The sequence below is a fragment of the Sinomonas atrocyanea genome, assembly GCF_030811715.1.
GTDB classification, from domain to species: domain Bacteria; phylum Actinomycetota; class Actinomycetes; order Actinomycetales; family Micrococcaceae; genus Sinomonas; species Sinomonas atrocyanea_A.
The window spans coordinates 246316-271914 of the sequence record NZ_JAUSRH010000004.1 but is presented as its reverse complement, the minus strand read 5'-3'; the positions used below and the strand labels follow the sequence as shown (position 1 = coordinate 271914).

Sequence of the window (25599 nt, the reverse complement as noted above, 5' to 3'; positions counted from 1 at the left end):
CTCGTCCGGATATGCAACTGAGAGTTTGCTGGCAATATCGGCCGCACCCTTGCCGCGGAACCTGATGACTGGGAGTGTTCCCCCGTCGGTATGACGAAAGTAGTCAAGACTCATGATGTAAATCGTCTACCCGGCGTGACATCGCGTTGTCCCCCAACCAGAAGGGCAAGACATGAGGAAGCTCCTCACCGCAGCGGCGGCAGGCCTGCTGCTCGCGGGCGTCGCCGCAGCAGCTCCGGCATCGGCAAACCCCGGTCCGAACCCGCACTCCGACCGCTCCATCCAGGTCTGCTCCACACCGCGCGCGGGCGATGCCGCGTGCACCGCCCGGCAGGCCGCAGATCCGACGGGCAAGCCCGTCACGAGCAACGCGGCCCCTCCGTCCACGGCCCTCACCCCGGCCCAGCTCCGCAACGCGTACAAGCTCACCGGGGCATCCTCGGGCGGGCGGACGGTCGCCATCGTGGACGCCTACGGGTACCCCAACCTCGAGCGTGACCTCGGGGTGTACCGCTCGCAGTTCGGGCTACCCGCCTGCACCTCCACGAGCGGCTGCCTGACGGTGCGCAACCAGACCGGTGGCACGAGCCTCCCGCGGTTCGACCTCGGCTGGTCCCAGGAGCAGGCGCTCGACGTCGACGCGGTCTCGGCCGCGTGCCCCGACTGCAAGATCGCGGTGTTCCAGGCCAAGTCGGCGAGCTTCGCGGACCTCGGTGCGGCTGTGCAGGCGGCCGCCAAGACCCCCGGGGTCGTGGCGATCTCCAACTCCTACGGCGGTTCCGACGCCTCCGACGCCACCTACGGGAAGTACTACAACTTCCCGGGCATCGCGGTCACCGCGAGCACGGGGGACAACGGTTACCAGGGTGGCTCCTACCCGGCGTCCTCGAGCTATGTCACGGCCGTGGGCGGCACGTCCCTGACGGCTGCCTCGAACACGCGCGGCTGGACGGAGTCCGCATGGAGCGGCGCCGGTTCCGGCTGCTCGACGTACAACGCCGCGCTCCCGGCGGCGGCCCCGTTCAACACCGGGTGCGCCAACCGCGCAATGGCGGACGTCTCGGCTGCGGCCGACCCGAACTACGGCGGCCTGGCCGTCTACTACCCGACCTCGAGCAGCGCCTCGACGTGGGGCCAGTTCGGCGGCACGAGCGAGGCCTCCCCGATCATCTCCTCCGTGTACGCCCTCAGCGGCAACACGGGCTCGGCAGCGACGGGCACGTACGCGAACTCGATCCCGTACGGCCACTCCTCGAGCCTGTTCGACGTGACGAGCGGCTCGAACGGCACGTGCCCCACGTCCCAGTGGTGCACCGCCGGCGCGGGCTGGGACGGCCCCACGGGCCTCGGCACGCCCAACGGGGTGGGCGGCTTCTGACCGGCCTTCCCTGAGGGGTCACCTCCCTGCGTTGAGGGGTCACCTCCCTGCGTTGAGGGGTCACCTCCCTGCGTTGAGGGGTCATGTCCCTGCGTTGAGGGGTTGAGGGGTCATGTCCCTGCCGAACGGGCAGGGATATGACCCCTCAAGCTTGGGATATGACCCCTCAACCATGGGGGCCGGGGTTGCGTCAGGCGGTCGCAGGGACGACGCCGGCCACTCGCCGCGCCGGGTGGTCGGCGGCCAGACGCGGCCCGGCGCCGAGGACGGTCTCCCGGAACGTGGCGCCCGGGGCGCCCTCGGCGAGGAGTCCGCGGCGGCGCAGCTCGGGCGTCACGAGCCGGGCGAATTCGAGCAGGTCGGCCGGCCGGACGGCCGAGGTCAGGTTGAAGCCGTCCACGCCCCCCACGACGGCGAAGCGCTCGAGCTCGTCCGCGACCGTGGCCGGGGAGCCCACGATGACGGGCCCCCGGCCGCCGATCGAGATGAACTTCGCGACCTCTCGCAGGGTCCACGTCCGTTCCGGATCCAGCAGCGTGAACTGCGCGAGCGCGGACTGGTTGGCCTCGCTCCTGATGTACGTCAGCGGGGCGTCCTGGTCGAGCCCGGACAGGTCCACCCCGGTCCACCCGGCGAACAGCGCGAGCGCCGCGTCGGTGTCCACGTAGGACTCGTACTCGGCGAGCTTCGCCGCGGCGGCCTCGTCCGTCTCGGCCACGATGACCGTCGCGAGGTTGAAGGCCTTCACGGACTCCGGCGCGCGGCCTGCGGCGGCGAGCTCCGCCCGCAGACCGTCGGTGAACTTCTTGGCCTGCGCGGGCGTCGAGCTCGAGAAGAACACGGCCTCGGCGTGCTTCGCGGCGAACGCCTTCCCCCGGGCCGAGGCCCCGGCCTGGAACAGCAGCGGGGTCCGCTGCGGGGAGGGCCCGACCAAGGCGGGCCCGGGCACCCGGTAGGCGTCGCCGTCGTGCGCGATCCCCCGGACCCCTGCCGGGTCCGCGAAGAGGTTCGCCGCGGCGTCGGCGACCAGCGCGCCGTCGTCCACCGAGCCTTCCCACAGCTTGTAGGCCACGTCCATGAACTCCTCGGCGCGGTCGTAGCGCTCGTCGTGCGGCACCTGGGTGTCGAGGCCGAGGTTCCGCGCGGCCGACTCCTGGTACGAGGTGACGATGTTCCACGCGAGCCGGCCGCCGGTGAGGTGGTCGAGCGTGCCGAACCTGCGGGCCAGGAGGTACGGGTGGTCGTAGGTGACGGAGGCGGTGACGCCGAAGCCGAGCCGCTCGGTCGCCGCGGCGAGCGCGGACACGATCAGCAGCGGGTCAAGGGCCGGGTACTGGACCCCGCCGCGCACGGCCGCGTCGGCGCTGCCGCCGTAGACGTCATACTGCCCGAGCACGTCCGCGAAGAAGATCCCGTGGAAGCCGCCGTCCTCGAGGGCCTTGGCGAGCCCAGTCCAGTAGCCGAGCTCGGCGAAGCGGTGGGCCTGCGAGTCCGGGTGCCGCCACAGGCCCGGCGACTGGTGCACCGGCACGAGCATCTCGAACGCGTTCAGGAGCAGGGGCTTGGTCATGGGGTTCCTTCCGGGTTCGGGTGCGGGGCTTGGTGCGGCGGGAGCGCGGACGACGCCGGGGCGGCGCCTCAGGCGCCCGTTCCGGCGGCCGCCGTCGTCACCCGAGCGGCGCGCTGGCCGACCGGGTCCTTCGCGGCGAGCGCTGCCACGGTGGTGAGGACGCCGAGGACGGCGAACCAGCCGCACACGAGCCACGGCGCCCCTCCGCCAGCCTGGAGCAGGGCGGCGGCGACGAGCGGGGTGACGGCCGCGGAGAGCACGGTGCCGACCTGGTAGCCGAAGGAGACGCCCGAGTAGCGCAGCTCGGTGGGGAACTGCTCGGCGAACCATGCGGCCTGCGGGCCGTAGATCGCGTCATGCAGGATGTTCATCCCCACGAGGAGCACGAGCGGGAGGAACGTCAGGCTGCCGTGGTCGAGGAACCAGAAGAACGGCCAGATGAGCACCACCACGCCCGCGGCGGCCGCGACCGCGATGCGTCGTCGGCCGACCCGGTCGGAGAGCCAGCCCCAGAACGGGCCCGAGAGCAGCCCGATGGCGGAGACGATGAGGATCGCGGCCAGACCCGAGGTGGTGTCGTGGCGGCGGTCCTTGAGGTAGCCGAGGATGTAGACGGTCATGAGCGTGTAGATGGCCGGCTGGACGAGGCGCATGCCGATGGTCACGAGGATCCCGCGCGGGTGCTCGCGCAGCACGCGGGCCACGGGCCGGGCCACGGTCCCCTCGGAGTCCTTGACGGCCGTGAACTCCTCCGCGTCGGTCACGCCGAGGCGGATCCACAGGCCGACGAGGACGAGGACCCCGGAGAGGAGGAACGGCAGCCGCCATCCGAACGATTGGAACTGCTCGGGGGTGAGGAACGTCTGGGTGAGCGCGTAGGCGCCCGTGGCCAGGAGCATGCCCGCCGCCGAGCCGACCTGGGTGAAGGAGCCGAACAGGCCCTTCCGCCCCGCCGGGGCGTGCTCGACCGAGAGCAGCGCTGAGCCGCCCCACTCTGCACCTGCGGAGAGTCCCTGGATGAGCCGGAGGCCCACGAGGCCCACCACGGCGAGGATGCCGATCGAGGCATAGTTCGGCAGGACCCCGATGAGGGTCGAGGCGACGCCCATGGTCAGCAGGGAGGCCACGAGCAGGGCCTTGCGCCCGATCCGGTCCCCGAGGTGCCCGGAGATGACGCCGCCGAGGGGCCGGGCGATGAACCCGACCGCGTACGTGGCGAAGGAGGCGAGGACGCCCACGAGCGGGCTCGCGTCCGGGAAGAACTGCTTGTTGAACACCAGAGCCGAGGCCGTGCCGTAGAGGTAGAAGTCGTACCACTCGATGGTGGTGCCGACGAACGCGGAGGCGAGGATGCGGCGCTTGGCGCGCAGGGCGGTGCCGAGTCCCGGCTCGGTTCTCAGGAGGGTGGCCATGAAGGTCCTCTTCGGGTCGCGGCGCGAGGCTCGCTCAGGCGCCATACTTACGACGCCGGGGGTCCCGCACGCCGTCGAATCCTCACCTGGGGCACCCCACTACAGCCGGAGGGTTGCCGTCCGGCAAGCCAGGGCTTGATGCCGGAACTCTTGATTCTTCGCCCAGTCTGCCGGTGGGCGGGGCGCGGGACGAAAACGCGTCCGTCACGGAGGTTCACACTCGCCCCACGAGGCCTGGGGAGGGTCAGTAGTCGGGGTTGCTCGGGATGATGAGCCCAGTCTCGTACCCGTAGACCACGGCCTGCACCCGGTCGCGCAGGTGCAGCTTGGTGAGGATCCGGCGCACGTGGCTCTTCACGGTCGCCTCGGAGAGGAAGAACCGCTGCGCGATCTCGGCGTTGCTCAGCCCCTCGCAGATCGCCCGCAGGACCTCGAGCTCGCGGGGCGTCAGGTCCTTCAGCAGGGGATCCGGCGCGGCTGGCCCGTTGCCGCGCGCGGGGGCGCCGGGGCTGCGGACGTAGGTCTCGAGGAGCCGCTGGGTCACTCGGGGGCTCACGACGGCGTCCCCGCTCGCCACGAGGCGCACGGCCTGGACGAGTTCGGCGGGCGCGACGTCCTTGAGGAGGAACGCCGACGCCCCGGCTTGGAGGCCCGAGAACGCGTACTCGTCGAGGTCGAAGGTCGTGAGGATGATGACCCGCGCGGGGCTGTGGGCGGCGGCGATGCGACGCGTCGCCTCGATGCCATCCATGACGGGCATCCGCACGTCCATGAGCACGACGTCGGGCCGCAGCGACTCGGTGAGCCGGACCGCCTCGGCGCCGTTGCCGGCCTCGCCGACCACCTCGATGCCGTCCTCCGACTCGAGGACGAGCCGGAATCCCATCCGCAGGAGGGGCTGGTCGTCGGCGAGCAGGAGCCGCAGGGGCCCTTCGCCGTGGTGCTCCGTCTCGCTCATGCGTCCCCCTCCGCCCAGTGCTGCTCGTCCCAGTGCAGCTCGGTCTCCACGGTCCATCCTCCCCCGGGCCGCGGGCCGGCGCGGAGCGTGCCGCCGTACAGGGCCGCCCGCTCGCGCATCCCCGCGATGCCGCCGCCCGTCCCGAGGCGAGGCGGCGCGCCGTCGGCCGCCGCGCCGTCGTTCTCGACCCGGACCCTGACGGTGCCGCCCTCCCGTGCCAGCTCGACCTCGACGCGGGAGACCCCCCGCCCGTAGCGGAGCGCGTTGGTCAGGGATTCCTGGACGATCCGGTAGACGGCCAGCTGGAAGGCGGGGTCGGCGGGCGGGGCGGCGCCGGTGAGGGTGAGGACGGCCGGGAGGCCCGCGGTCCGGAAACCCGCCACGAGCGACTGGAGGCTCTCGGTGCCGGGGGCGGGGGCGAGGCTCGCGCCCGCCGCGGGCTCCCGGAGCACCCCGAGGACGCGGCGCATGTCCGCAAGCGCCGTGCGCCCGGTGCGGGACAGCTCGCCGAGGACCTCCTGGGCCCTGTCCGGGTCCTTGGCGGCGATCTTCGCGGCGCCGTCGCTGAGGGCGACCATGACCGTGAGCGAGTGCGCCACGACGTCGTGCATCTCGCGGGCGATGCGGTTGCGCTCCTGGACTGAGGCCAGCTCGGCCCTGCGCATGGCCCACGCGCGGATCTCGGCCTGGTGCTCGCGCGTGCCTCGGACCCATGCGCCGAGCCCCGTGGCGAGGACGTCCATGAGCAGCACGGAGACCGCGGCGACGAGGCCGACGTAGTGGGCGTTGTCCGGCACGGCGGGCCCGCGGGGGGTGTAGACGAAGGCGTAGTACGCCGAGGCGGGGACCGAGGCGAGGACGGCGGCGCCGAAGGCGATGAGGGCCGGGGCCGAGGCGGCCACGGCATAGAGGGCGAAGAAGATCGCCGCGCTCATGACCGAGCTGTTCGGGGACTGGTAGAGCAGGGCGGCGTCGATCGCGACCGTCACGACCAGGACGGCCCACGGGGACCGGCGCCGGCCCAGCAGGACCGCCTGCTGGAGCGCCAGCAGGGCGAACTGCCACCAGTTGCCGTGCAGGGCGTACTCGGCGAAGAGCGGCACCGCGAGGAACAGGGCGGCGGCGACGACGATCCAGTCCATCGCCACCGGGCGGTCGGCCAGGTACGCGCGCACGCGGCCCCGCCGTGGCGGGACCGCGAGGGCGAGCGCCTGCGCGCCGGGAGCGTGCACGGTCCTCCTAGACGTCCCGCTGCTTGAGCGTGGTGAAGGCAGCGAAGAGGAGCACCACCACGTAGGCGGCGATGACCAGCGTGCCCTGCCAGGGCTCGAGGTAGGCCGTGTTGAGCGGGTTGTCCGAGCCGGCCTCCATCATCGCGTTCGCGGCGTTCGTGGGGAGGTACTTGCGGGCCTCCTTGAAGAAGTCGTTCGGGATGAGCTGGAAGATGATCGGCAGGACGAACAGGGCCGCGACGAGGGTCACGATGGCACCGGCCGAGTTCCGCAGGAGCGCACCGAGGGAGAGGCCCATGAGGGCCACCGCCGCGACGTAGGCCGCGCTCAGGAGCATGATGCGCTGGACGTCCCAGCTCGCCATGTCCAGATGCAGGCTGTAGTTGCCGAGGATGGGCTGGGCGGCGAGGCCGCCGAGGAAGGCGCCGACGTAGGTGAGCACGAATCCGACGAGGACGGCGTACACGGCCTTCGCCGTGAGCACCGGCCACCGCTTCGGGACGGCGGCGAACGTGGCCCGGGACATGCCGGAGGTGAACTCGGCGCTGATGATGAGCACGGCCAGCGAGCCGAGGATGAGCTGGGAGAACGAGACGCCGGCGACCGGGAGCTGTGGAAGGAGCGCGGAGACGTCGATGGCCTCGCGCGGGTTGGTCACGGCGCCGCTGCGCTGGGCCTGCGAGACCTGGCCGAACCCCCACGCCTGCAGGGCTGAGAAGCCGACCATGAGCACCACGGAGCACAGCAGGAGGATCCTGGTCGACAGGAGCGAGAAGAGCTTGATGCGCTCGGAGCTGAGGACCCGGACGAAGGTGGGGCCGCTGAGGGCCGGTGCCGCGGAGCGGCGGGCATGCTGGACTGCGGTGCTCATCGGTTCGCCTCCTGGGTCTGGGCTGGGGTGCCCGCAGCGGGCAGGCTGGGCGCGTGGCCGGCGTCGGGACGGTCGGAGCGGTACTCGACGTCGTCCTTGGTGAGCTCGAGGTAGGCCTCCTCGAGGCTCGCCTGCAGGGGGGTGAGCTCGTAGACGAGGACGCCGGCGCCGAGCGCGGCCTGGGCGATCTCGCGCGGCTCGAGCCCGGAGACCTCGAGGAGCTCGCGCTCCTGGGTCTGGATGCTGACGCCGTCGCGGGCGAGGAGCGAGGCGAGCTGTTCGGGGCTGTCGGTGCGGACCCGGGTGCGGGCGCGGCCCTCGCCGTTGAGGATGTCCTGGATCGGGGCATCCGCGATGATCTTCCCGCGGCCGATCACGATGAGGTGGTCCGCGGTCTGGGACATCTCGCTCATGAGGTGGCTCGAGAGGAAGACGGTGCGCCCCTCGGAGGCCAGGTACTTCACGAGGTTCCGGACCCACAGGACGCCCTCGGGGTCGAGGCCGTTGACGGGTTCGTCGAGCACCACGACCTGGGGGTCGCCGAGCAGGGCGGCGGCGATGCCGAGCCGCTGCCCCATGCCGAGGGAGAAGCCCTTGACCTTCTTGCGGGCCACGGCGCCGAGGCCGGTCATCTCGATGACCTCGCTGACGCGCGAGACGGGGATGCCGTGGGTGGCCGCGAGGGCCCGCAGGTGGGTGTAGGCGGTGCGGCCGGGGTGGACGGCGCGCGCCTCGAGGAGGGCTCCGATCTCCCGCAGCGGGGCCCGGTGCTTCACGTACGGCTCGCCGTTGACCGTCACGGTGCCGCGCGTGGGCGCGTCGAGGCCCATGATCATGCGCATCGTGGTGGACTTGCCGGCACCATTGGGGCCGAGGAACCCGGTGACGCGGCCCGGCTGGACGGTGAAGGTGACACCGTCCACGGCCGTCTTGTCGCCGTAGACCTTGGCCAGGTCTTGCGCCTGGATCATGACATTCCCCTTCGTGTTCGCATGGTTCCACGCTAGGGCGGCCATCCGGGCGGCCGCGACGACCGCGGGGATGAACTCTGGCCCGCCCGCAGCGCCGCGCCTCGTCCTCAAGGATGACTCCTCGCGGCTCCCTCAGTCGCGGCTCCCCCAGTCGCGGCTCGCTCAGTCGGCGGCGCGCGGCGAGTACACCGTGAGGGCGCCCCGCTCCACCCGGACGGTCGCGCGCAGGACGCCGGGGATCACCTCGCCATCCACGGCGAGGACGAGCGGGCGCCCGAGGGCCGCCAGCTCGACCTCCTCGGCATCCCACTCGTGCAGGGCCGGGCTCCGTTCGGCGGTTCCCGTGACCAGGGCCGTGAGCAGCCGGAGCCGGGCGAAGCGGGGCCGGGCGCTGGCCGCGCGGAGGTCGAGGACGCCGTCGTCCAGGATGGGGCGCTCGAGGGGCGCGATGTCGCGGGGCCAGTAGCGCCCGCGGCCGATGTAGAGGGTCCACACCTTCCGGCGGACGCCGTCGATCTCGAGCCGGGTGGGCGTCGAGGCGCCGAACGTGCGCAGGGCGGCGAGGGTGCCGGCGGCGCGCTTGGGCAGCCAGGGCAGGCGGCGGCGGAGATGGTCCCGACGCCGGACGAGGTTGGGGTAGACCCCCACGCTCGCCGTGTTGAGCATGACCGCGCGCACCTCCTCGGGCGCCTCGGCGTTCCCCCGCGCGGCCCGCACGCGGCCGAGGTCGCACACGAGTGCCGTCCCGGCGGCCACGGCGGCCGCGACGTCGGCGCCCTCGAGCGCTCCGAGGTCGCGGGCGAAGTGGTTGAACGTCCCGCCCGGGAGCACCGCGAGGGGCAGGCCGAGGTCGGCGCACACGCCGGCCACGGCACCGACCGTGCCGTCTCCTCCCCAGACGCCGAGGGCGCGGACGCCGGAGGTCGAGGCGAGGGTCCGGGCCACGTCCTCGGCGTCGTCGTCCTCGCCGACCTCCTTGACCATCGCGGCCGGGAAGAGCTCCCGCACTCTGGCCGCGGAGTCGGTCCCCGCGGGCCCGCTCGCCGGGTTGAGGACGACGGCGAGTCCCTCCCCCCGCTCGAGGGCCGGGGCCGGGGCGGGGGTCGTCCGGGCGGGCGGAGCGGTCTCGAGGCGCGCCCACCAGGTGCGCGTCACGAGCGCGGCGCCGACGCCGCAGGCGGAGCCGAGGACCACGTCACTGGGCCAGTGCGCACCGGTGTGGACGCGCGAGTAGGCCACGCCGGCGGCCAGCGGGACAAGCGCGGCCCCGAGGGGAGGGCTCAGCAGGCCGACCCCCGTGGCGAACGCGAAGGCCGAGGCCGAGTGGCCGCTCGGGAGGGACGAGCTCGTGGGCTGGGGGCTGAGGAAGCGGTGCACGGGGAGCGCCTCGGAGTGCGGACGGGCGCGAGGGAGCAGGCGCTTGGCCACGAGGTTCACGCTCGCGGAGGCGAGCGCCACGGCCATCAGCCCGTGCGCCGCGGCGCGGCGGGGCGGCCCCTTCTTCAGCGCCAGGCCCGCGGCGATGGCGATCCACAGCTTCGAGTGCGTGGCGGCCCGGGTCAGCCAGGAGAAGGCCGGGTCCCAGGGGCCGCGCGGGAGCCGGGCCACCCGGTCGACCAAGGCGGTGTCCATGCGCTGGACGGCATGGAACGGGAGGCCCGGAGGTCGGAGGTCGCGGAGCCTGCGGGGTCGCCTCATGCGGGCCAGCCTACTGCGCTGCGCCATGTCCGAGGGCCTCCTTCCGGGTCACGCCGGCCAGGGCGAGGGCCACGAGGATGGGCACCAGGATCGCGAGCAGCGCGTGCCTCAGCCCGAGGTGGTCGCCGAGGAAGCCGAGGAACGGCGGACCGGCCAGGAAGGCGATGTAGCCGATCGTCGAGACCACCGAGACCCGGGCGGCAGCCCGGCGGGGATCGTCCGCGGCGGCGGACATCCCCATGGGGAAGGCGAGGGCCGCCCCGAGGCCCCAGAACACGGCGCCGACGGCGGAGAGGAGATAAGTACTCGCCAGGGCATATGCGGTCAGACCGATCAGGGCCGAGACCATGCTGATGCGCAGGGCGGCCACGCGGCCGATCCTGTCGATGATGCGGCCGCCGAACCAGCGGGCCACGGTCATCGCCCCGACGAATACCGCGAAGAGCGCCGCGCCGGCAGCCTCGCTCGCGTCCAGGCCGTCCACCACGCCCTTGGAGATCCAGTCGTTCCCAGCCCCCTCGGTGAGGGTTGCGCCCAGGACCACGACGCCGATGAGCACGGTGCGGGGGTGACGCCAGGCGTCGAGCACGCTGCCCCTTGGCGCGCCGACGGCGGCCGCGACGGACGCCTCTGCATCGCCGGCTCCCGAGGCGGCAGGCGCGGCGACCTCGTGGGGCGAGCCGGCGGCGTCGTGCGCGAGGAAGTGCCGCGGAACCAGGACCATGATCGCCCCGACCACCACCACGATCGCGAACAGGTGCAGCGAAAGGTCGATCCGGGCGGCGCTCAGGGCCGCCCCGATGAGCGCTCCGAGGACGGCGCCGCCGCTGAACGCGGCGTGGAACTGGGGCATGACGGTGCGGCCGAGCCGGTGCTCGACGTCCGCGCCGCCGATGTTCTGGGCGACGTCCCAGAAGGCGATGCCGCTGCCGAAGAGGACCATGCCCGCCGTGACCACCCACACCGAGTGGGCGAGCAGGCCGATGCCGATGACCGCGCCGGCGGCGATGGCCAGCGAACCGCCGAACCGGACGGTCGCCTTGAGCCCGATCCGGTCCACGATCGCACCGGTCAGCGGCAGCGACACGAGCGAGCCGAGGGCGCCGACGAGCAGGACGGCACCCATCTCGCCGGTGCTCAGCCCCAGCGTCTCCGTCACCGACGGGATGCGGGCTGCCCAGGAGGCGAAGATGAAGCCGTTGGTGCCGAAGATGATGAAGATGGCGATGGCGGCGGCCCGGACGGTCCCGGTGGAGTCGGTGCGGGTGCTCATGGGGCTCCCACCGGGGCCCCCGAATCCGTCGATCGCATGGCCCTACTCAATCACCCCGGGGCTTCGGCCCGGGGGCGCCGCGTCGGGGCGCCGCGAATCCGTGCCCGGACCCGAGCCCAGCTCCGCCTGTTTGGCGGTGGGCCGCTGCGGGCACGGGAGTGCGTATGAGTGATGACACCGCGACCCTCGGCAGCCCCGACCCCGAGCCCCAGGGAGGGCTGGACCGCGACCCTGGCGACTGGGTGACCGGAGACGAGCCCATGACCGCCGCCCAGCGCAGCTATCTGGACACGCTCGCGAGGGAGGCCGGCGAGGAGCTTCCCGCGGACCTGACCAAGGCGGAGGCGTCACGGCACATCGACAGGCTCCAGGGCAAGAGCGGGCGGCTGTCGGAGGACCCCAGAACGCAGTAGCCCGGCCTGCCCGCCCCCGCGGCTTCCGGCCCGGGCTGAGGGTCAGCTCAGCTCAGGGCACTCGAAGCCGGTCGAGGGCAGGTCTGGGTCGTGGGCGGACACGATCTCGAGCGCGACGTCCCTGAGCTTCTGGTTCCTGTGGTTGGACGCCTGGACGAGGATCTCCTTTGCCTCCCGCTGCGTGCAGCGGGACTGCCCCATGATGATGCCGAGCGCCAGATTGATCGCCGTCCGCGAGTCGAGCGCCGCCATGAGGTCGCTGGAGAGTTCGCTCTCCGCGGCCAGCCGCAGCGCGATCCGGACGGCTCCCGACGCCTCGGAGGCCACAGCCCGGAGCTCCTCCCTGTCGGGCTCCGCGAAGGCGTCGCGCCGGATGCCGTAGCAGTTGAGGGCGGCCTTCGCCTCGCCCTGGAGCGGGATCGGCGCGGCCATCAGGGAACGCGGGCCGTGGTCCCGGACGTGGGCTGCGAAGCCGCTCCATCGCTGGTCGGACCACAGGTCGCCACTGCAGACGGCGGAGCCGATCCGCGCAGCCTCGAGGCAGGGGCCCTCGTCCGCCGCGTACTGGAGCTCGTCCCACCGCGACGCTTCGCAGTCGCTGGCGGCGAGGGTGATTCCCCGCCGGCGCCGCTCGAGGGTGACGCTGCAGTAGTCCACGCCGCGGGGCGCGAGGCGTTCGGCCGCGGCCGCCGCCAGCTGGTCCAGGAAGGCCTGAAGGCCCTCGCACGCGAGCAGGGCTTCCTGCAGCTGGCGCGCGGTCCCGGTCTGCGTCTCGATGTTCTCGGTCGTCACCCATGCCACCTCCCTCACGCACGTTCCGCGGCGGGGCTGTCGCTGTCCACACCTCCATCATCGGCCCCGGGGCGTGAGGACGCAATGATTGCGTGGGCGCAGGGATTGTGCGCGTATCAGTGGCGGGAGACCTCCAAGGCCCGGGCAACGGCCGCCTCGGCTCCCTGCGTCCAGGGCTCCCCGTGGCCGGGGAGGAGCACCGAGGCCCGCGTCGACGCGAGGGCGTCCAGGGAGGCCAGTGCCGTCGCGCTGTCCGCAGTCGCCGCCTGGGCCACGATCTGCGGGCCCCGGCCGCCCGTGTAGGGGTCCAGGGTCACGATGGCGTCGCCGGTGATCACCGCGTCACGCTCGGGGAACCACAGGGCGACCGAGCCGGCGGTGTGGCCGGGAACCGGCAGGAGCGTGGGCCGCCCCGGCAGGGACTGCAGCACGTCCTGGTCGAGTGCCTGCACGTCCCGCAGGCCGGGCACGGCGAACGCGCCGGCGGCCGCCATCTTGCCGAGGGCCACGAGGGACTTCGGGTACCGGATCGGGTACAGCAGCGCGCTCCGCTCGTGCCGGTACCGGTAGGGATGGGCCGCGATGTAGTGGTCCGCGGCGTGGGCATAGACGGGGATGCCCAGCCTCGCCCTGAGCCGGGTGGCGGAGCCGATGTGGTCGAAGTGCCCGTGCGTCAGGACGAGCGCGCGGATGTCCCCTGGCCCTCTGCCGAGTTCCCGGACGGCCTGGGCGAGCAGCCGCTCGCTCGAGGGGAACCCGGCGTCCACCAGCGTCAGGCTCCCGCCGTCCTCGACCACGTACAGGTTGGTGGCGGCATGCTCGAGCCGGTGGATTCCGGGGGCCGCGTTCTTCGTGAACATTGCGACCGGTTACCCGGCCCGGCGGGCTCGAAACGGCGCCTCAGCCCGCCTTGACGAGGAAGTTCTTCAGTAGCGGCCCGGACACGGTCGCCCCGAGGCCGCCCTCCTCGACGAATACCGCGACCGCGAGGTCGCCGTGGGTGCCGACGATCCAGGCGTGGGTCTTGGGTGGGGTGTCGGACCCGAACTCCGCCGTGCCGGTCTTCGCCCCCACCGGGCCGCCGGGGACGTCCGCGAGGAAGCCCGCGTGCCCGCTCGTGACGACCGCCCGCATCATGTCCTTCAGCACCGCTGCCTCGCCCCCCGTGAGCGGGGGGCCGGGCTGGGAGGCGGGGCTCGCCGTCGTGCCCGCGGACGACGGCGGGGGGCTGGTCGAGCCGCTCCCTGCACCAGGGGCGGCACCCGAGGCAGTGGCGGACGAGCCCGCGGACTGCGATCCGCCCGGAGTCGTCCCCGCCTGGGGGTTGAGCACGAGCTGTGCCGAGACGGGCGAGCCCTTGGCGACCGACCCGGCCATGATCGCGGCCGCGAGCGGGGAGAAGAGCACCCTGCCCTGGCCGATCATCGACGCCGCGTGCTCGGTGGAGCCGGCATCGCCCGGGACGGAGCCGAGGAAGCCCGGCACTCCGAGCTTGGGGGCATCGACGGCCACGCCGAGCGAGGTGGCGGCGGACTCGAGCTGGGCCTGCGAGACCTTGTCGCGCTGCGAGATGAAGGCCGTGTTGCACGAGTGGGCGTAGGCATCGCGCAGGGTGATCTCGCCAAGGGAGGAGGCCGGGTAGCCGGTCGCGTTCTGGAACGTCTTGCCGTCCACGGTGAGGGTCGGGGTGCACTGCACCTTCAGGTCCGCGGTTGCGCCCTGGCGGATGAGCGCCAGGGAGTCGACGGTCTTGAAGATCGACCCCGGAGCGTACTGGCCGAGCAGTGCGGTGTTGTACCCGTTGCTGCCGGGCCCGGAGGCGGCTGCGAGGACAGCGCCGTCGGAGGGGCGCAGGGCCACGATCGCCGAGGCCGGCCCGATCCCGGCGAGCTCGTCCTCGGCGAGCTGCTGCAGGCGGGGGTCGAGCGTGGTCTTCAGGGGCGTGCCCGGCACCGGCTGCTTGGTGAACAGGGTGCGCCGGGCCCCAGGGTCCGCCTTGAGCTTTTCCGCGGTGAGGTCCGCGGGCTGGGCGTAGACCGTGACTCCGTCCTGGCCGCGGAGCTGGGAGTCGTACTGGGCCTGCAGCCCGCTCGCACCCGCTGTCTCGCCGGGCTGGATCGCCCCGCCGGAGTCCTTCACCTGCTCGGCGGTGGCCTGCCCGACCACGCCGAGGACCGGCCGGGCGAAGGTGCGGGTCGGAGCCAGGGGCATGGTGTCCTTGACCGTGATGGCACCGGGGACGGCTGCGATCTGATCGTCAGTAGGCGTGCGTCCGGGTTCGTCCCGGAGCGTGATGGCCTCGACGAAGGCCTTCTCGCCGGCGGCCTTGACCTGCTTCGCGAACTCCCCGGGGTCGATCTTGGTCAGGGCAGCGAGCTTGGCGGCAGAGTCGGCCTGTCGGTCGCCGGCGAGCTGGGACTTGTCGATGCCCACGCGGAGGACGGGCCGCTCGGTCACGAGCTTCGCGTCCCCGGCGCCGAGGATGTCCGCGCGCGCCGGCGCCGCGGTGTCGACGGTGAGGACCTCGGACTCGGCGAGCTGGGGGGCGAGGAGGTCCGGCTTCCACCGCGTGAGCCAGCGGTCGCCGTCCCGGGTGAGGTGCGCCGTCGTCTGGTACGTCCAGTCCTGCCCGGCGACCTTCCAGTCATAGGCGAGGGCGACGTCGGCCTGGTCGCCGTCCACTTTCGGCTCGCCTGCGGCCACGGCCGGCTTCACGTCGCCGAGGCCCTTGAAGGCGGCGGCGAGCTGCTGCTGGGCGGCGGCCGACTCCTTGCCCTGCATCGGCACGCCGCCGACGTCGCGGGCGGCCAGGGCCGAGGCGAGCTGGCCGGCGGCCTGCTTGGCGGCTGCCTGGCGACCGTCGTCGCACGAGGTGAGCGCCGCGCCCATCAGGACGGCGGCGAGGACGAGAGAGACCACACGGAAGTTCCCCACGCCGACAGCCTAAGCGGTGGCTCCGACAGCCCTGCGGCCGCCCGGGCCACGACGCTTGGCCCCGGCCGGCGCGGTGGGTCAGCGCCTGCCGTTGCGGGCCTCGTTCGCCCGCAGGGACCAGGCCGCCAGCAGGGCCAGCGAGAGCGGGTAGGCGAGGGTCCCGAAGATGCCTCCGGCACAGATGAGGACGAGGATCACCGCCAGTGCCGCGCACGCCGCCACGCGCACCCGGACGCGCGGGGAAACCGGGGTCTTCTGGTGAGAGCTGACAGCCATCGCCCTCGCCTCCTGGTCACTCTGGAAGGCACATTATGGCGAGGGCTGCCGAGCCCGAGATGAAGCGTGTTCCCCCGTGACCTGCTTGTCCACGATGCCCCAGCCCCCTGGATCCACTGTCGTCCCGTGCCGTGGATCCGGGCCAGAGTCCAACGGCCCAGTCAGCCGCTGCCGGGGCGGGCGCCGGGGAATCCAGTGCCGCGGAGGCCGGTGCGCGCGAGCCTATCCGCTCCAGATGTCGCCGGCTTCGAGGCGGTGGATCTGGGCCAGGGCCTGTTCCGGATCGAGGCCCACGCGGAGGAGCTCGTCCAAGATCTGCTCCTGGCGGCGCACCGCATGGGGATCGAGGGGCCCCGCTCCGTGGGATGGCAGCTGCGCAAGGCGGACCGGATCGCGGGGCGACCAGTCGGCGTCTGCTGCGTCGAGCGGGCGGGGCGAGTAGGTGCGCGCGGCCGCAGGGCGGTCATGGTGGCGCGGGGGGCGAGCAGGCGCGTTCTTCATCGGTCTCCGTTTCGCATCCTCGGACAGCTTCTCCAAGGGTCCGAGACGACGGCTCTCATCTGGAGGGCCAAAAGTCCCACGTCTTGGCCACCCGCGCCACGCTCCCTGCAGCCCGCACTCCATTCAGCGCCCCTGGGCAGCGGGTCAGTGGCCTTCGCCGGCGGTCTCCGGCACCCGTGCGCGGTCCTGATCAGAGGCTGCGGCGGCCACGGCGCCGAGGAGTTCGGCGGTGCGGATCTTCTTCAGCACGAGCGCAAAGGCTCCCGCCTCCGCGGCCAGGCGGGCCAGCTCGGGGGAATCCCACGGGGCCAGGAGCACGCACCGGATGCCGGGGGCGGCGTCCCGGACGCGGCGGCAGATGTCCACGCCGGCTCCGGTGCGCATGCCGGCGTCGAGCACGCACACGTCGGGGCGCAGATCCAGGATGCGGGCCACCGCGGCATCGGGATCCCGGTCGGTCCCGACGACGTCGAATCCCTCGTCCTCGAAGAGCTCCCGCAGGCTCTCGCGTGCCAGGTCATGGCGGTCGTAGATGAACAGTCGGGCCCGCGGGCGCGCGGCAGCAGAGGATGATTGGGGGGACATGGGCTGACTCCTTCCAGTTCGATCCAGAGGAGGACCCAGAGCACGTCGTCGCGCTCATTCAGTCCGGAAGGGGATCGCCCAGTTCTGCCATTCTCCCCCCGCGGAGGCCGTTTGGATAGGGCAGCAATCCCCCTTGTCCTTGGGGCAGATCCTCGCGACGGGCCCACGGAGCGGGCTTAGGGCCTCCCCGGTCAGAGCCTCAGCTCGAGCAGCACGGTGTCCCGCCAGGTTCCCGCGAGCGGGCCGTGGCCCATGAGCGCGATCCGCTCGCGGCGTCCCACCTCACGGAAACCGAACTTCCGGTGGAGCGCCAGGCTTGCGGCGTTCTCGGGGAACACGGTCGCCTGGACGGTCCAGATGCCGCGGTTCCGGGACTCGTCCAGGAGCGCACCCATGAGGAACGTCCCCACGCCGCGCCCTCCGGCTGCCGGGTCGACGTAGAGCGAGTGCTCCACCACGCCGCGGTAGACCTCGCGGGCGGACACGCGGCCCGCGCCGGCCCAGCCGAGCACCCGGGAGTCCGCGTCCTCGCACGCGACGAGCACGAACTCCTTCCTCGCCGCGAAGGCCTCCCAGGTGGGCGGGGGCGCCGATTCGAAGGTCGCGTCGCCGGGCTCGATCCCCGCGGCGTAGATGTCACGGATCCGGGGCCAGTCGCCGGCGGTGGCGTCGCGGACGGTCAGGGTGGGCCGGCCCTCGGCGGGCCGGCACTCGGCGGGGTGGGCATCCATGGGGCGATGCTACGCGCAGCGCCTACCGCGCCCGCTCCACGCGTCCCTCGTCCCACACGGGCTCGGAGGCCTCGCGGACTGTGCCGTCGGAGCCGAACACGAGGAACCGGTCGAACGACTTCGCGAACCAGCGGTCGTGCGTCACGGCCAGGACGGTGCCCTCGAAGGCGTCGATGGCCCGTTCGAGGGCCTCGCCCGAGTGGAGGTCGAGGTTGTCGGTGGGCTCGTCGAGGAGCAGGAGCGTTGCCCCGGAGAGCTGGAGGAGGAGGACCTGGAACCGGGCCTGCTGGCCCCCCGAGAGGGACTCGTACTTCTGCTCGGACTGCCCAGCGAGCCCGTAGCCGTCGAGGGCACCTGCCGCGGCCTCGCGCGCGAGGCCAGAGCGGTGCTCGTCGCCGCGGTGCAGGATCTCGAGCAGGGTCCGCCCCGCGAGGTCCGAGCGGGAGTGGGTCTGGGCGAAGTACCCCGGGCGGACCCGGGCCCCGAGCCGGACCGTGCCCTCGTGCGGGACGGGCGCGATCACGACGTCGGAGACGGGAAGGTGCTCGCGCTCCGGATCGGTGCCGCCGAGCGCGAGCAGGCGCAGGAAGTGGCTCTTGCCCGAGCCGTTGGAGCCGAGCACGGCGACCCGGTCCCCGAACCAGATCTCGGTGGAGAAGGGCTTCATGAGCCCTGTGAGCTCAAGCTTCTCCGCGACGACGGCGCGCTTGCCCGTCCGCCCGCCGCGCAGGCGCATCCGCACGTTCTGCTCGACCGGCAGCGCCTCGGGCGGGCCGGCCGCGAGGAACTTCTCGAGCCGGGTCTGGGCGGCGTGGTAGCGGTTGGCCATGTCGGAGCGGAAGGCCGCCTTCGTCTTGTACATGGTCACGAGCTCCTTGAGCTTCGCGTGCTCCTCGTCCCAGCGCTTGCGCAGTTCCTCGAACCGGGCGTTCCGCTCGGCCCGCGCCTCCACGTAGGAGGCGAACCCGCCGCCGTGGATCCAGGCGCTCGCCCCGTTGATCCCGGGCTCGAGCGTGACGATGCGCTGGGCGGCGTTGTTGAGCAGCTCGCGGTCGTGGCTGATGAAGAACACGGTCTTGCGCGAGGCGCTGAGCATGTCCTCGAGCCACCGCTTGCCGGGGACGTCGAGGTAGTTGTCCGGCTCGTCCAGGAGCAGGAGGTCGTCGGGGCCCGCGAAGAGCGCCTCGAGGACGAGCCGCTTCTGCTCGCCGCCGGAGAGGGTCGATGCCGCGCGGTGCTGGGCGCGTTCGTACGGGACCCCGAGTGCCGCCATGGTGACCTCGTCCCAGACGGTCTCCCACTCGTAGCCGCCGGCGTCGCCCCACTCGGCGATCGCGTGGGCGTAGGCCATCTGGGTGGCCTCGCCGTCGTCCTCCATCATCGCCAGCTCGGCGGCGTCGAGCGTGCAGCCCGCGGCCGCGACATCGGCGGGAGCGGCCCCCAGCAGAAGGTCCCGCACCGTCGAATCGTCGCGCACCTGCCCGATGAACTGCCGCATGACGCCCATCGAGCCGGACCGCCCCACCACGCCCTCATCGGGGACGAGGTCCCCGGCGATGATCTTGAACAGGGTCGTCTTGCCCGTGCCGTTCGGGCCGATGAGGGCGGTCTTGGAGCCCTCCGGGACCTTGAAGGTCACCCCGTTCAGGAGCGGGGTGCCGTCGGAGAGGACGTAGTCGATGCCTGAGAGGTCGAGGTGGGCCACCGGTCAAGCGTAGTGGTTGGCTGCCGGAACCCCGGTGCCGGCCGCCGCGGGCCTTCAGTCCCCCGTGAGCCGCCGCTTGGTCTTCGCGGTCGCCACCGCCGTCCACGGGTCCTCGGGCCAGGGGTGCTTGGGGTAGCGGCCGCGCATCTCGGCCCGCACCTGCGCGTAGGGGCCCGACCAGAAGGAGGCGAGATCGGCGGTCACGGCGAGGGGCCGCCCCGACGGGGAGAGGAGGTGGAAGAGCACGGGCACGCGCCCGTCCACGAGGCGGGGCGTCTCCGCCCAGCCGAAGCATTCCTGGAGCTTGACCGCCACGATCGGCAGCGGGCCCGGCGTTCCTGTGTCGGCGCGGGCGCCGTCCTCGACCGGCGGGTACTCGATCCGCACCCGCGACCCGCTGGGCACCTCGAGCCGCTCGGGCGCGAGCTCGGCGAACCGGGAGGCCTCGGGCCAGGGCAGGAGGCGCCGCAGGGGCTCGGTGAGGTCGATGCCGCGCGCCGCGGCGCCCTGCGCGAGCGCGTCGATCTCGGGGGCGAGCCAGTCGTCGAGGCGGGCGAGGAGGGCGGCGTCGGCCACGTCCGGCCAGGGCGCGCCGAGCTCGCGGTTCAGGAGGGCAAGCCTGCGGCGCAGCGCGTCCGCACCCTCCGACCAGCCGATCACGCCGAGCCCGTGGGTCGCAAGCGCCCGGACGACCGCGGCATGGCCCTCCTCCCGCTCGGGCCGCACCGGGGTCGAGGCAAGCTGGATGGCGCCCAGCCGCCGCTCACGCCGCGCCACGACCCGGCCGTTCTCGAAGGCGGCCTCGACCCGGTCGGTCAGCAGGTGTGCGGCGGCTGCCTCGGCGAGCTCGCGGGTGATCGGCGCTGCGGCGCGGACGACGGCGCCCGTCCCCGCTGCGTCCCGGCCCGCCGCCCGCGCGGCATCGGCAACGGCGAGCCATTCCTGGCCGGACAGGGAGCTGCCGGCGGGGAGCCCGGCCCTGGTGCCGGAGGCGAGCAGGTAGGCCTCGCGGTCGCCGGGAACCCGGCGGGCCACCGACCCGGGGAAGGCCAGGGCGATGACCGCCCCCACCTCCGTTGAGGGGTCATGTCCCTGCCTTGAGGGGTCACCTCCCTGCGTTGAGGGGTCATGTCCCTGCGCGGACCCGGCCCCAGCTTCCCGCGCGATCCGCTCGAACCGCCTGGCCTCCTCTGCCCATGCCCGGGACTGCGGGTCGCGGCCGGACCGCAGCGCCTCGAGCAGGCGCCCGAGGTCGGCGCCGGGCGGCCGCAGGTCGCGGGCAGCCATCGCGACCGCTTCCGCGGCGGCCCGCGCACCCACCAGTCCCGCCCCCTCGAGCAGGGCGCGGGCCAGCCGCGGGTCGGCCGGGATGCGTGCGAGCCGGCGTCCGAGGGCGGTCGCGTGGCCGGCGTCGTCCACCGCCCCGATCGCGGCGAGCACGGAGACGGCGTCGGCGAGGGCTGCGGGCGGCGGCGCGTCCGGGAGCGCGAGCCCGCGGCCGCCGGGCGCTCCCCAGCACGCGAGGACGAGCGCGGCCTCGGTCAGGTCGGCCGAGGCGATCTCGGGGGTCGAGTGCGCGGGGGCCGCGGCGTAGGCCCGCTCGTCGTAGCAGCGCACCACGCGGCCGGTCCCCTGGCGGGCGGCACGTCCGGCGCGCTGCTGCGCGGAGGCGCGGGAGCAGGAGACGGTGACGAGGCCGGTCATGCCGCGCGAGGCGTCCCGGCGCGGTTCGCGGGCCAGCCCGGAGTCGATGACGAGCCGCACCCCCGGCACCGTGAGCGACGACTCCGCCAGCGCGGTCGAGACGACGATCCGGGGGCGGTCCCCGGGGCCGCGTCCGGACACCGCCCGGTCCTGCTCGGCGGCCGGGACCTGGCCGTGGAGCTCGAGGACCTCGGTCCCGGCCGCCCGCGCGCGCAGCCGCTCGGCGACGTGCCGGACCTCCCGCGCGCCGGGGAGGAACACGAGCGCGTCGACATCCCGGCCGGCCGCCCGCTCGGCGGCGTGCTCGCCCGCCGCGGTGTCGGCCACGTGGTCGAGGAACGCGCGGGCCACGCCGCGCTCGTCGAGCCTCGGCGCGTCCGACGGCGCCCACGTCACCTCGAGCGGGTGCAGCGCGGACGGGCAGTCGACCACCGGAACGGGTTCCCCCTCGTCGCCCAGCAGGGCGGCGAAGCGCGGAGCATCAACGGTGGCGGACATTGCGACGAGCCGGAGGTCCCCGCGCAGCTGCCGGACCTCGGCGAGCATGCCCACGAGCAGGTCGGTCTCGAGCCCGCGTTCGTGGACCTCGTCGAGGACCACGGCCCCGACCCCGTCCAGGCCTGGATCGGCGAGGAGCCTGCGCACGAGCACCCCGGGCGTGACGAACTCGACGACCGTGCCCGCGCCGGCCGTGCGCTCGCCCCGCACGGTGTACCCGGTCCGGGCACCCGCCCAGGCTCCGTCCAGCGCCGCGAGACGGTGTGCGGCGGCCCGCACGGCGACCCGGCGCGGCTGGGTGACGACGACGCGCGGCGGGGCGGCGCCGTCGTGCGCCTGCGCGAGGGCGAGGTTCGCCACGAGCGGCGGGACGAGCGTGGTCTTGCCGGTGCCCGGCGGCGCCTGCACGACTGCCGCGGCCCCCGGGTCCGCGAGGGCCGCCCCGAGCTCCGCGAGCGAGCCGGCGAACGTGAGGCCGGCGCCGATGCGGGCCAGGTCGAACGGCGGCACGGGCGGGCGGGAGGTCACCGGTCCATTGTGCCGGGCGGAGGGTGCTGGGATCGCCGAGCGCCTACGCCCGGATGATGCGCCGGCGCCGCGCCTCGGCGATCGCCGCCGTCCGGTTGTCCACGCCGAGCTTGGCGTAGATGTGCACGAGGTGCGTCTTCACCGTGGCCTCGGAGATGAAGAGGGCCTTCGCGAGCTGCCGGTTGCTCGCGCCGCCCGCGAGCAGGGCGAGGAGCTCGAGTTCGCGGTCCGAGAGTGCGTCCTCCAGCCGTGTGCGCTCGATCCGCGCCTCGACGCCGGGTGCCAGCACGCGCGCTCCCGCGGCGGCGTCCAGCACGGCCCGGCGGATCTGCTCGGGCGGGGCGTCCTTGAGCATGTAGCCGGCGGCGCCGGCGTCCAGAGCAGCCCGGATGTCCGCGTCGGTGTCGTAGGTGGTGAGGATGAGCACTGGCGGCGGATCCCCGAGCTCGCGGAGCCGAGCCGTGGCCGTGACCCCGTCCGTGCCGGCCATCTGCAGGTCCATGAGGACCACGTCGACCGTCTCCCCGAGCGCCCGGGCCCGGCCGAGCTCGGCGAGGGCCGCGGCGCCGTCGGATGCCTCGGCGGCGACCTCCACACCCTCGAAGCCCGCGAGCATCGCGCGCAGTCCGGCGCGGACCACGGGGTGGTCGTCGACGAGCAGGACGCGGATCACGGCTCCTCCCCGTGCGGGCCCGCAGGCAGCCGGACCGCCACCACCGTTCCCTCGCCGGGAGCGGACTCGAGTGTGAGTGCCCCGCCGGCCCCCTCGACCCGGCGCCGCAGCCCGCGCAGCCCGTATCCTGTCCCGTCCGGGCGCAGCTCCTGGGGCAGCGTTGCCGGGTCGAATCCCACCCCGTCGTCGGAGACGTCCAGTGTGACCTCCCCGTCGAGGTAGGCAAGGCTCACGACGGCGGTGGCGGCCCGCGCGTGCGCCCACACGTTCGCGAGGCTCGTCTGGGCGGCGCGCAGGAGCGCCTCCCCTGCCGGGGCGGCGAGCGGGCGCGGCGCGCCGTCGGCCTCGAACCGGCACGTGAGCCCGGTGCCGCGGGCGGCAGAGGCGGCAGCCGTCTTCTCGCAGAGCCTGCGGAGCGCGTCGGCCAGCGGCGAGGCGGCCGGCGCCGTTCCTCGAGGCAGCTCGTCGGGGGCCCCATCCTCCCGCTCGGGCCTGAGCGCCGGCGAGCCGAGCCCGCGCACGAACGCGCGGGCCTCGGTCAGGGACTCGGCAGCGGTGGCCTGCACGATCCCGAGCCGTTCGCGGGCGGCGCCTGTGTCGCCGTCGTCCAGCGCGGCCGCAGCGGAGCGCCCCATGAGCACCACCGAGGAGAAGCCCTGCGCGAGGGTGTCGTGGATCTCGCGGGCGAGCCGCTCCCGCTCGGCCAGGACCCCCGCCCGGTGCTGGCTCTCGGCGAGCTCGGCGCGGGTGCGGCGCAACTCGTCAGCCGCGGCGCGCTGGGCCTCCGCCTCGGCGTACAGCGCGCGGTAGGCGAACGCTGTCACCACCGCGAACGCGGCCCCGAAGAGGGGGCCGAGCATCATCGCCGGGGACAGGCCGCCGGCGTGCCACCCCAGGCCCAGGACCACGAGGGCGGCCGTGACGGCGACGGCGCCCGCCCCCCACCACCGCGGCAGCAGGTGCAGCTGGAGGAAGAAGAGGGCGAACGCGACCCACGCGAACTCCCCGCTGGCCGCCACGAGGGCAAGCCACAGGCCGCACACCACCCCGAGCCACGGCAGCGAGTACCGGGCCGGATCCGGGGCAGCACCCTGGAAGTGCCGCTTCTCGAGCACCGTCCCGGCGAGGTAGACGAGCGCGAGGAGCACGGCGAGGGGAAGGACGACGCCGGCCGGCGCCTCAGCGGGCACGCCCGCCTCGGCCGCGGCGACCGGCAGGAGCGAGCGCACGGTTGCGACCAGCAGGAGCGCGGCGAAGCCGACGTGCAGGGCCACCCGGAGCCAGCGCAGCACCTGCTCGGTCCGGGCCGCGGGCGCCGGGACGGCCTGACCCGGCACCGCCTGAGCCGGGACGGCCCGCGGCGGCACGGTCTTCGCTGGCGCGGCCGGGGTGCCCGCCTCAGGCATCTGCGGTCTCCCTCCCGGAGGCCGGCCGGCGCGCGAGGGACCGCACCGTGAGGGCGTCCGCGGCGCGGTCGAAGTCGCCGCCCTGGGGGTCGTCCTGGCGGCTGCGGCGGACGGGGTCGGCGGACGGCTCGTAGATGTCCATCAGCACCCGTATGCAGAGGTAGGCGACCGCGCCCATGTGGGCCAGGACGGCGCCGACGTAGTAGGGCGAGTCGATGTTGTTGGTGGCCGGGCCGCCGCCCGTGATCGCGCCCAGGTACATCCAGACGGCCCACCAGTGGAGTGCCTCGACCGCCATCCAGACGAGGAAGTCGCGCCAGCGTGGCCTGGCGAGGGCGAGCAGCGGGATGAGCCACAGGACGTACTGCGGGGAGTAGACCTTGTTGGTGAGGATGAACGCGGCCACCAGCAGGAACACGAGCTGGGCGAGGCGCGGGCGGCGCGGGGCGTGGAGCGACACGAAGGCGATGAGCAGGCACGCGAGCGCGAAGGAGACCGCCGCGATCGTGTTGACGGCGGGGGTGTCGAGCGCGGCCCAGCGCAGGCGGCCGGCCACCAGGTTCCAGGCGTAGTACGCCGAGGAGAACCCCGCCTGCCGATCCCGGGTGAAGTTGAAGAAGTACAGCCAGCCGCGCGGGTCGAGGAGCATGAACGGCAGGTTGACTGCGAGCCAGGTGCCCCCGGCTCCACCGAGCGTGATCCACAGCGGCCTGTACCGCCCCGTGCGCACAGCCAGGAGCAGGATGGCGCCGAGGGCGAGGACGGGGTAGAGCTTCGTGGCCGCGCCGAGGCCGATGAACACCCCGGCCCAGAGCGGCTGGCGGCGGGCGAACGCGTAGATGCCCAGCGCCAGCAGCGCGACGGGCCACATGTCCCAGTTGATGAACCCGGCGAGGACGGCTCCCGGGGCCACGGCGAGCATGGCGGCATCCCAGGGGCGCCGGGAGTTCGAGCGTGCAGTCGCGACGACGGCGACGATCCACATCGCGGCGACGAGCACGGCATTGATGTCGAAGTAGCCGGCGGCCCGCGCCGCCGTGTTCCCGGTCCCCGGCACGAGGAGGGCGGTGAGGCCGGCGATGAGGCTCGTGAGCACCGGGTATTCGAACGGAGCGTTGGCGTTGAGGAAGGGCAGAACCCCGTCGGCGAGCCCGCGCTCCTTGAACAGGACCGGGAAGTCGGAGTAGCAGGTGGCGTAGAACTGCTGGGGGGTGGTCCAGCCGTTGACCCGGCAGTAGCCCTTCAGGACCACACCGAGCATCGCCGCGAGCACGGTGAGGATCACGAGGACCCGCTCGGGGGTCCAGAATCCGCTGCGGATGATCCCCGGGGCGGCGTGCTCGCCGAGGGGTCCGCCCACGGCCTCGGAGAGCGTGTGGAGCAGGGGGTCGTTGCGGGTCGGCGAGATGACCGCCTGCCGTGCTTCGGGCTTCTCGTCGGGGCGCACCACCATGGCGTCGAGCCTACCGGCTGGCAGGACGGCCCGCCCC

At 73.6% G+C, this 25599-nt stretch carries 22 protein-coding genes and 1 riboswitch; of the genes, 2 read left to right on the top strand and 20 right to left on the bottom strand.

Annotated elements, in window-relative coordinates:
• The first annotated feature begins 172 nt into the window (after positions 1 to 172).
• Entirely contained in the window at positions 173 to 1378 is a 1206-nt protein-coding gene (locus J2W21_RS09320; RefSeq protein ID WP_307114217.1) for a S53 family peptidase, read from the top strand.
• A 190-nt stretch (positions 1379 to 1568) separates the two neighbouring features.
• Here the strand turns inward: J2W21_RS09320 and J2W21_RS09315 are convergent, their stop codons facing one another.
• The 8 genes from J2W21_RS09315 to J2W21_RS09280 form a co-directional block, all read right to left on the bottom strand.
• A complete protein-coding gene (locus J2W21_RS09315) occupies positions 1569 to 2948 on the bottom strand; it encodes an LLM class flavin-dependent oxidoreductase (RefSeq protein WP_307114216.1) in 1380 nt (459 codons plus the stop codon).
• A gap of 68 nt (positions 2949 to 3016) precedes the next feature.
• Positions 3017 to 4360 carry an MFS transporter gene (locus J2W21_RS09310; protein WP_307114215.1) on the bottom strand — a complete coding sequence of 448 codons (1344 nt, stop codon included), beginning with the start codon at positions 4358 to 4360 and terminating at the stop codon, positions 3017 to 3019.
• A 38-nt stretch (positions 4361 to 4398) separates the two neighbouring features.
• Positions 4399 to 4516: riboswitch (SAM riboswitch) on the bottom strand.
• An 88-nt stretch (positions 4517 to 4604) separates the two neighbouring features.
• Positions 4605 to 5318, bottom strand: a complete 714-nt coding sequence (locus J2W21_RS09305; protein WP_307114214.1) for a response regulator — start codon at positions 5316 to 5318, stop codon at positions 4605 to 4607.
• Complete coding sequence (locus J2W21_RS09300; RefSeq protein ID WP_307114213.1) at positions 5315 to 6550, bottom strand: sensor histidine kinase; 1236 nt, start codon at positions 6548 to 6550, stop codon at positions 5315 to 5317. The genes J2W21_RS09305 and J2W21_RS09300 overlap by 4 nt, the downstream gene beginning before the upstream one ends.
• A gap of 7 nt (positions 6551 to 6557) precedes the next feature.
• On the bottom strand, positions 6558 to 7421 hold the full coding sequence (locus J2W21_RS09295) for an ABC transporter permease (RefSeq protein WP_307114212.1): 864 nt from the start codon (positions 7419 to 7421) through the stop codon (positions 6558 to 6560).
• Positions 7418 to 8392: an ABC transporter ATP-binding protein gene (locus J2W21_RS09290; RefSeq protein WP_307114211.1), complete on the bottom strand. Its 975-nt coding sequence runs from the start codon at positions 8390 to 8392 to the stop codon at positions 7418 to 7420. Before J2W21_RS09290 ends, J2W21_RS09295 begins: the two co-directional genes overlap by 4 nt.
• Before the next feature lie 162 nt (positions 8393 to 8554).
• Positions 8555 to 10090 (bottom strand): bifunctional phosphatase PAP2/diacylglycerol kinase family protein, encoded by a 1536-nt coding sequence (locus J2W21_RS09285; protein ID WP_307114210.1) that lies wholly within the window; start codon positions 10088 to 10090, stop codon positions 8555 to 8557.
• Between the two features lie 10 nt (positions 10091 to 10100).
• Positions 10101 to 11363, bottom strand: coding sequence for an MFS transporter (locus J2W21_RS09280; RefSeq protein ID WP_307114209.1), 1263 nt, complete (start codon positions 11361 to 11363; stop codon positions 10101 to 10103).
• Positions 11364 to 11527: 164 nt separating this feature from the next.
• On the opposite strand from J2W21_RS09280, the gene J2W21_RS09275 reads away from it, so the two are divergent.
• On the top strand, positions 11528 to 11776 hold the full coding sequence (locus tag J2W21_RS09275; RefSeq protein ID WP_307114208.1) for a DUF3072 domain-containing protein: 249 nt from the start codon (positions 11528 to 11530) through the stop codon (positions 11774 to 11776).
• A 42-nt stretch (positions 11777 to 11818) separates the two neighbouring features.
• Here J2W21_RS09275 and J2W21_RS09270 read toward each other — a convergent pair whose 3' ends face one another.
• The 12 genes from J2W21_RS09270 to J2W21_RS09215 form a co-directional block, all read right to left on the bottom strand.
• The gene (locus J2W21_RS09270; RefSeq protein WP_307114207.1) at positions 11819 to 12568 is read right to left on the bottom strand and encodes a GAF and ANTAR domain-containing protein; all 750 of its coding nucleotides are present in this window, start codon (positions 12566 to 12568) and stop codon (positions 11819 to 11821) included.
• A 116-nt stretch (positions 12569 to 12684) separates the two neighbouring features.
• Positions 12685 to 13428, bottom strand: a complete 744-nt coding sequence (locus J2W21_RS09265) for an MBL fold metallo-hydrolase (RefSeq protein ID WP_307114206.1) — start codon at positions 13426 to 13428, stop codon at positions 12685 to 12687.
• Positions 13429 to 13468: 40 nt separating this feature from the next.
• The gene (locus tag J2W21_RS09260; protein ID WP_373423096.1) at positions 13469 to 15502 is read right to left on the bottom strand and encodes a penicillin-binding transpeptidase domain-containing protein; all 2034 of its coding nucleotides are present in this window, start codon (positions 15500 to 15502) and stop codon (positions 13469 to 13471) included.
• Between the two features lie 78 nt (positions 15503 to 15580).
• A complete protein-coding gene (locus J2W21_RS09255) occupies positions 15581 to 15778 on the bottom strand; it encodes a hypothetical protein (RefSeq protein ID WP_307114205.1) in 198 nt (65 codons plus the stop codon).
• Positions 15779 to 16000: 222 nt separating this feature from the next.
• Positions 16001 to 16279 carry a hypothetical protein gene (locus tag J2W21_RS09250; protein ID WP_307114204.1) on the bottom strand — a complete coding sequence of 93 codons (279 nt, stop codon included), beginning with the start codon at positions 16277 to 16279 and terminating at the stop codon, positions 16001 to 16003.
• Between the two features lie 144 nt (positions 16280 to 16423).
• Positions 16424 to 16864, bottom strand: a complete 441-nt coding sequence (locus J2W21_RS09245; RefSeq protein WP_307114203.1) for a response regulator — start codon at positions 16862 to 16864, stop codon at positions 16424 to 16426.
• A 191-nt stretch (positions 16865 to 17055) separates the two neighbouring features.
• Complete coding sequence (locus tag J2W21_RS09240) at positions 17056 to 17595, bottom strand: GNAT family N-acetyltransferase (RefSeq protein ID WP_307114202.1); 540 nt, start codon at positions 17593 to 17595, stop codon at positions 17056 to 17058.
• Positions 17596 to 17617: 22 nt separating this feature from the next.
• Complete coding sequence (locus tag J2W21_RS09235; RefSeq protein WP_307114201.1) at positions 17618 to 19300, bottom strand: ABC-F family ATP-binding cassette domain-containing protein; 1683 nt, start codon at positions 19298 to 19300, stop codon at positions 17618 to 17620.
• A 54-nt stretch (positions 19301 to 19354) separates the two neighbouring features.
• Positions 19355 to 22030: an ATP-dependent helicase HrpB gene (hrpB, locus tag J2W21_RS09230; protein WP_307114200.1), complete on the bottom strand. Its 2676-nt coding sequence runs from the start codon at positions 22028 to 22030 to the stop codon at positions 19355 to 19357.
• A gap of 43 nt (positions 22031 to 22073) precedes the next feature.
• Complete coding sequence (locus tag J2W21_RS09225) at positions 22074 to 22703, bottom strand: response regulator transcription factor (RefSeq protein ID WP_307114199.1); 630 nt, start codon at positions 22701 to 22703, stop codon at positions 22074 to 22076.
• Positions 22700 to 24109 (bottom strand): sensor histidine kinase, encoded by a 1410-nt coding sequence (locus tag J2W21_RS09220; protein WP_307114198.1) that lies wholly within the window; start codon positions 24107 to 24109, stop codon positions 22700 to 22702. Before J2W21_RS09220 ends, J2W21_RS09225 begins: the two co-directional genes overlap by 4 nt.
• A complete protein-coding gene (locus J2W21_RS09215) occupies positions 24102 to 25562 on the bottom strand; it encodes a glycosyltransferase family 87 protein (protein WP_307114197.1) in 1461 nt (486 codons plus the stop codon). Before J2W21_RS09215 ends, J2W21_RS09220 begins: the two co-directional genes overlap by 8 nt.
• Between the last annotated feature and the right edge of the window lie 37 nt (positions 25563 to 25599).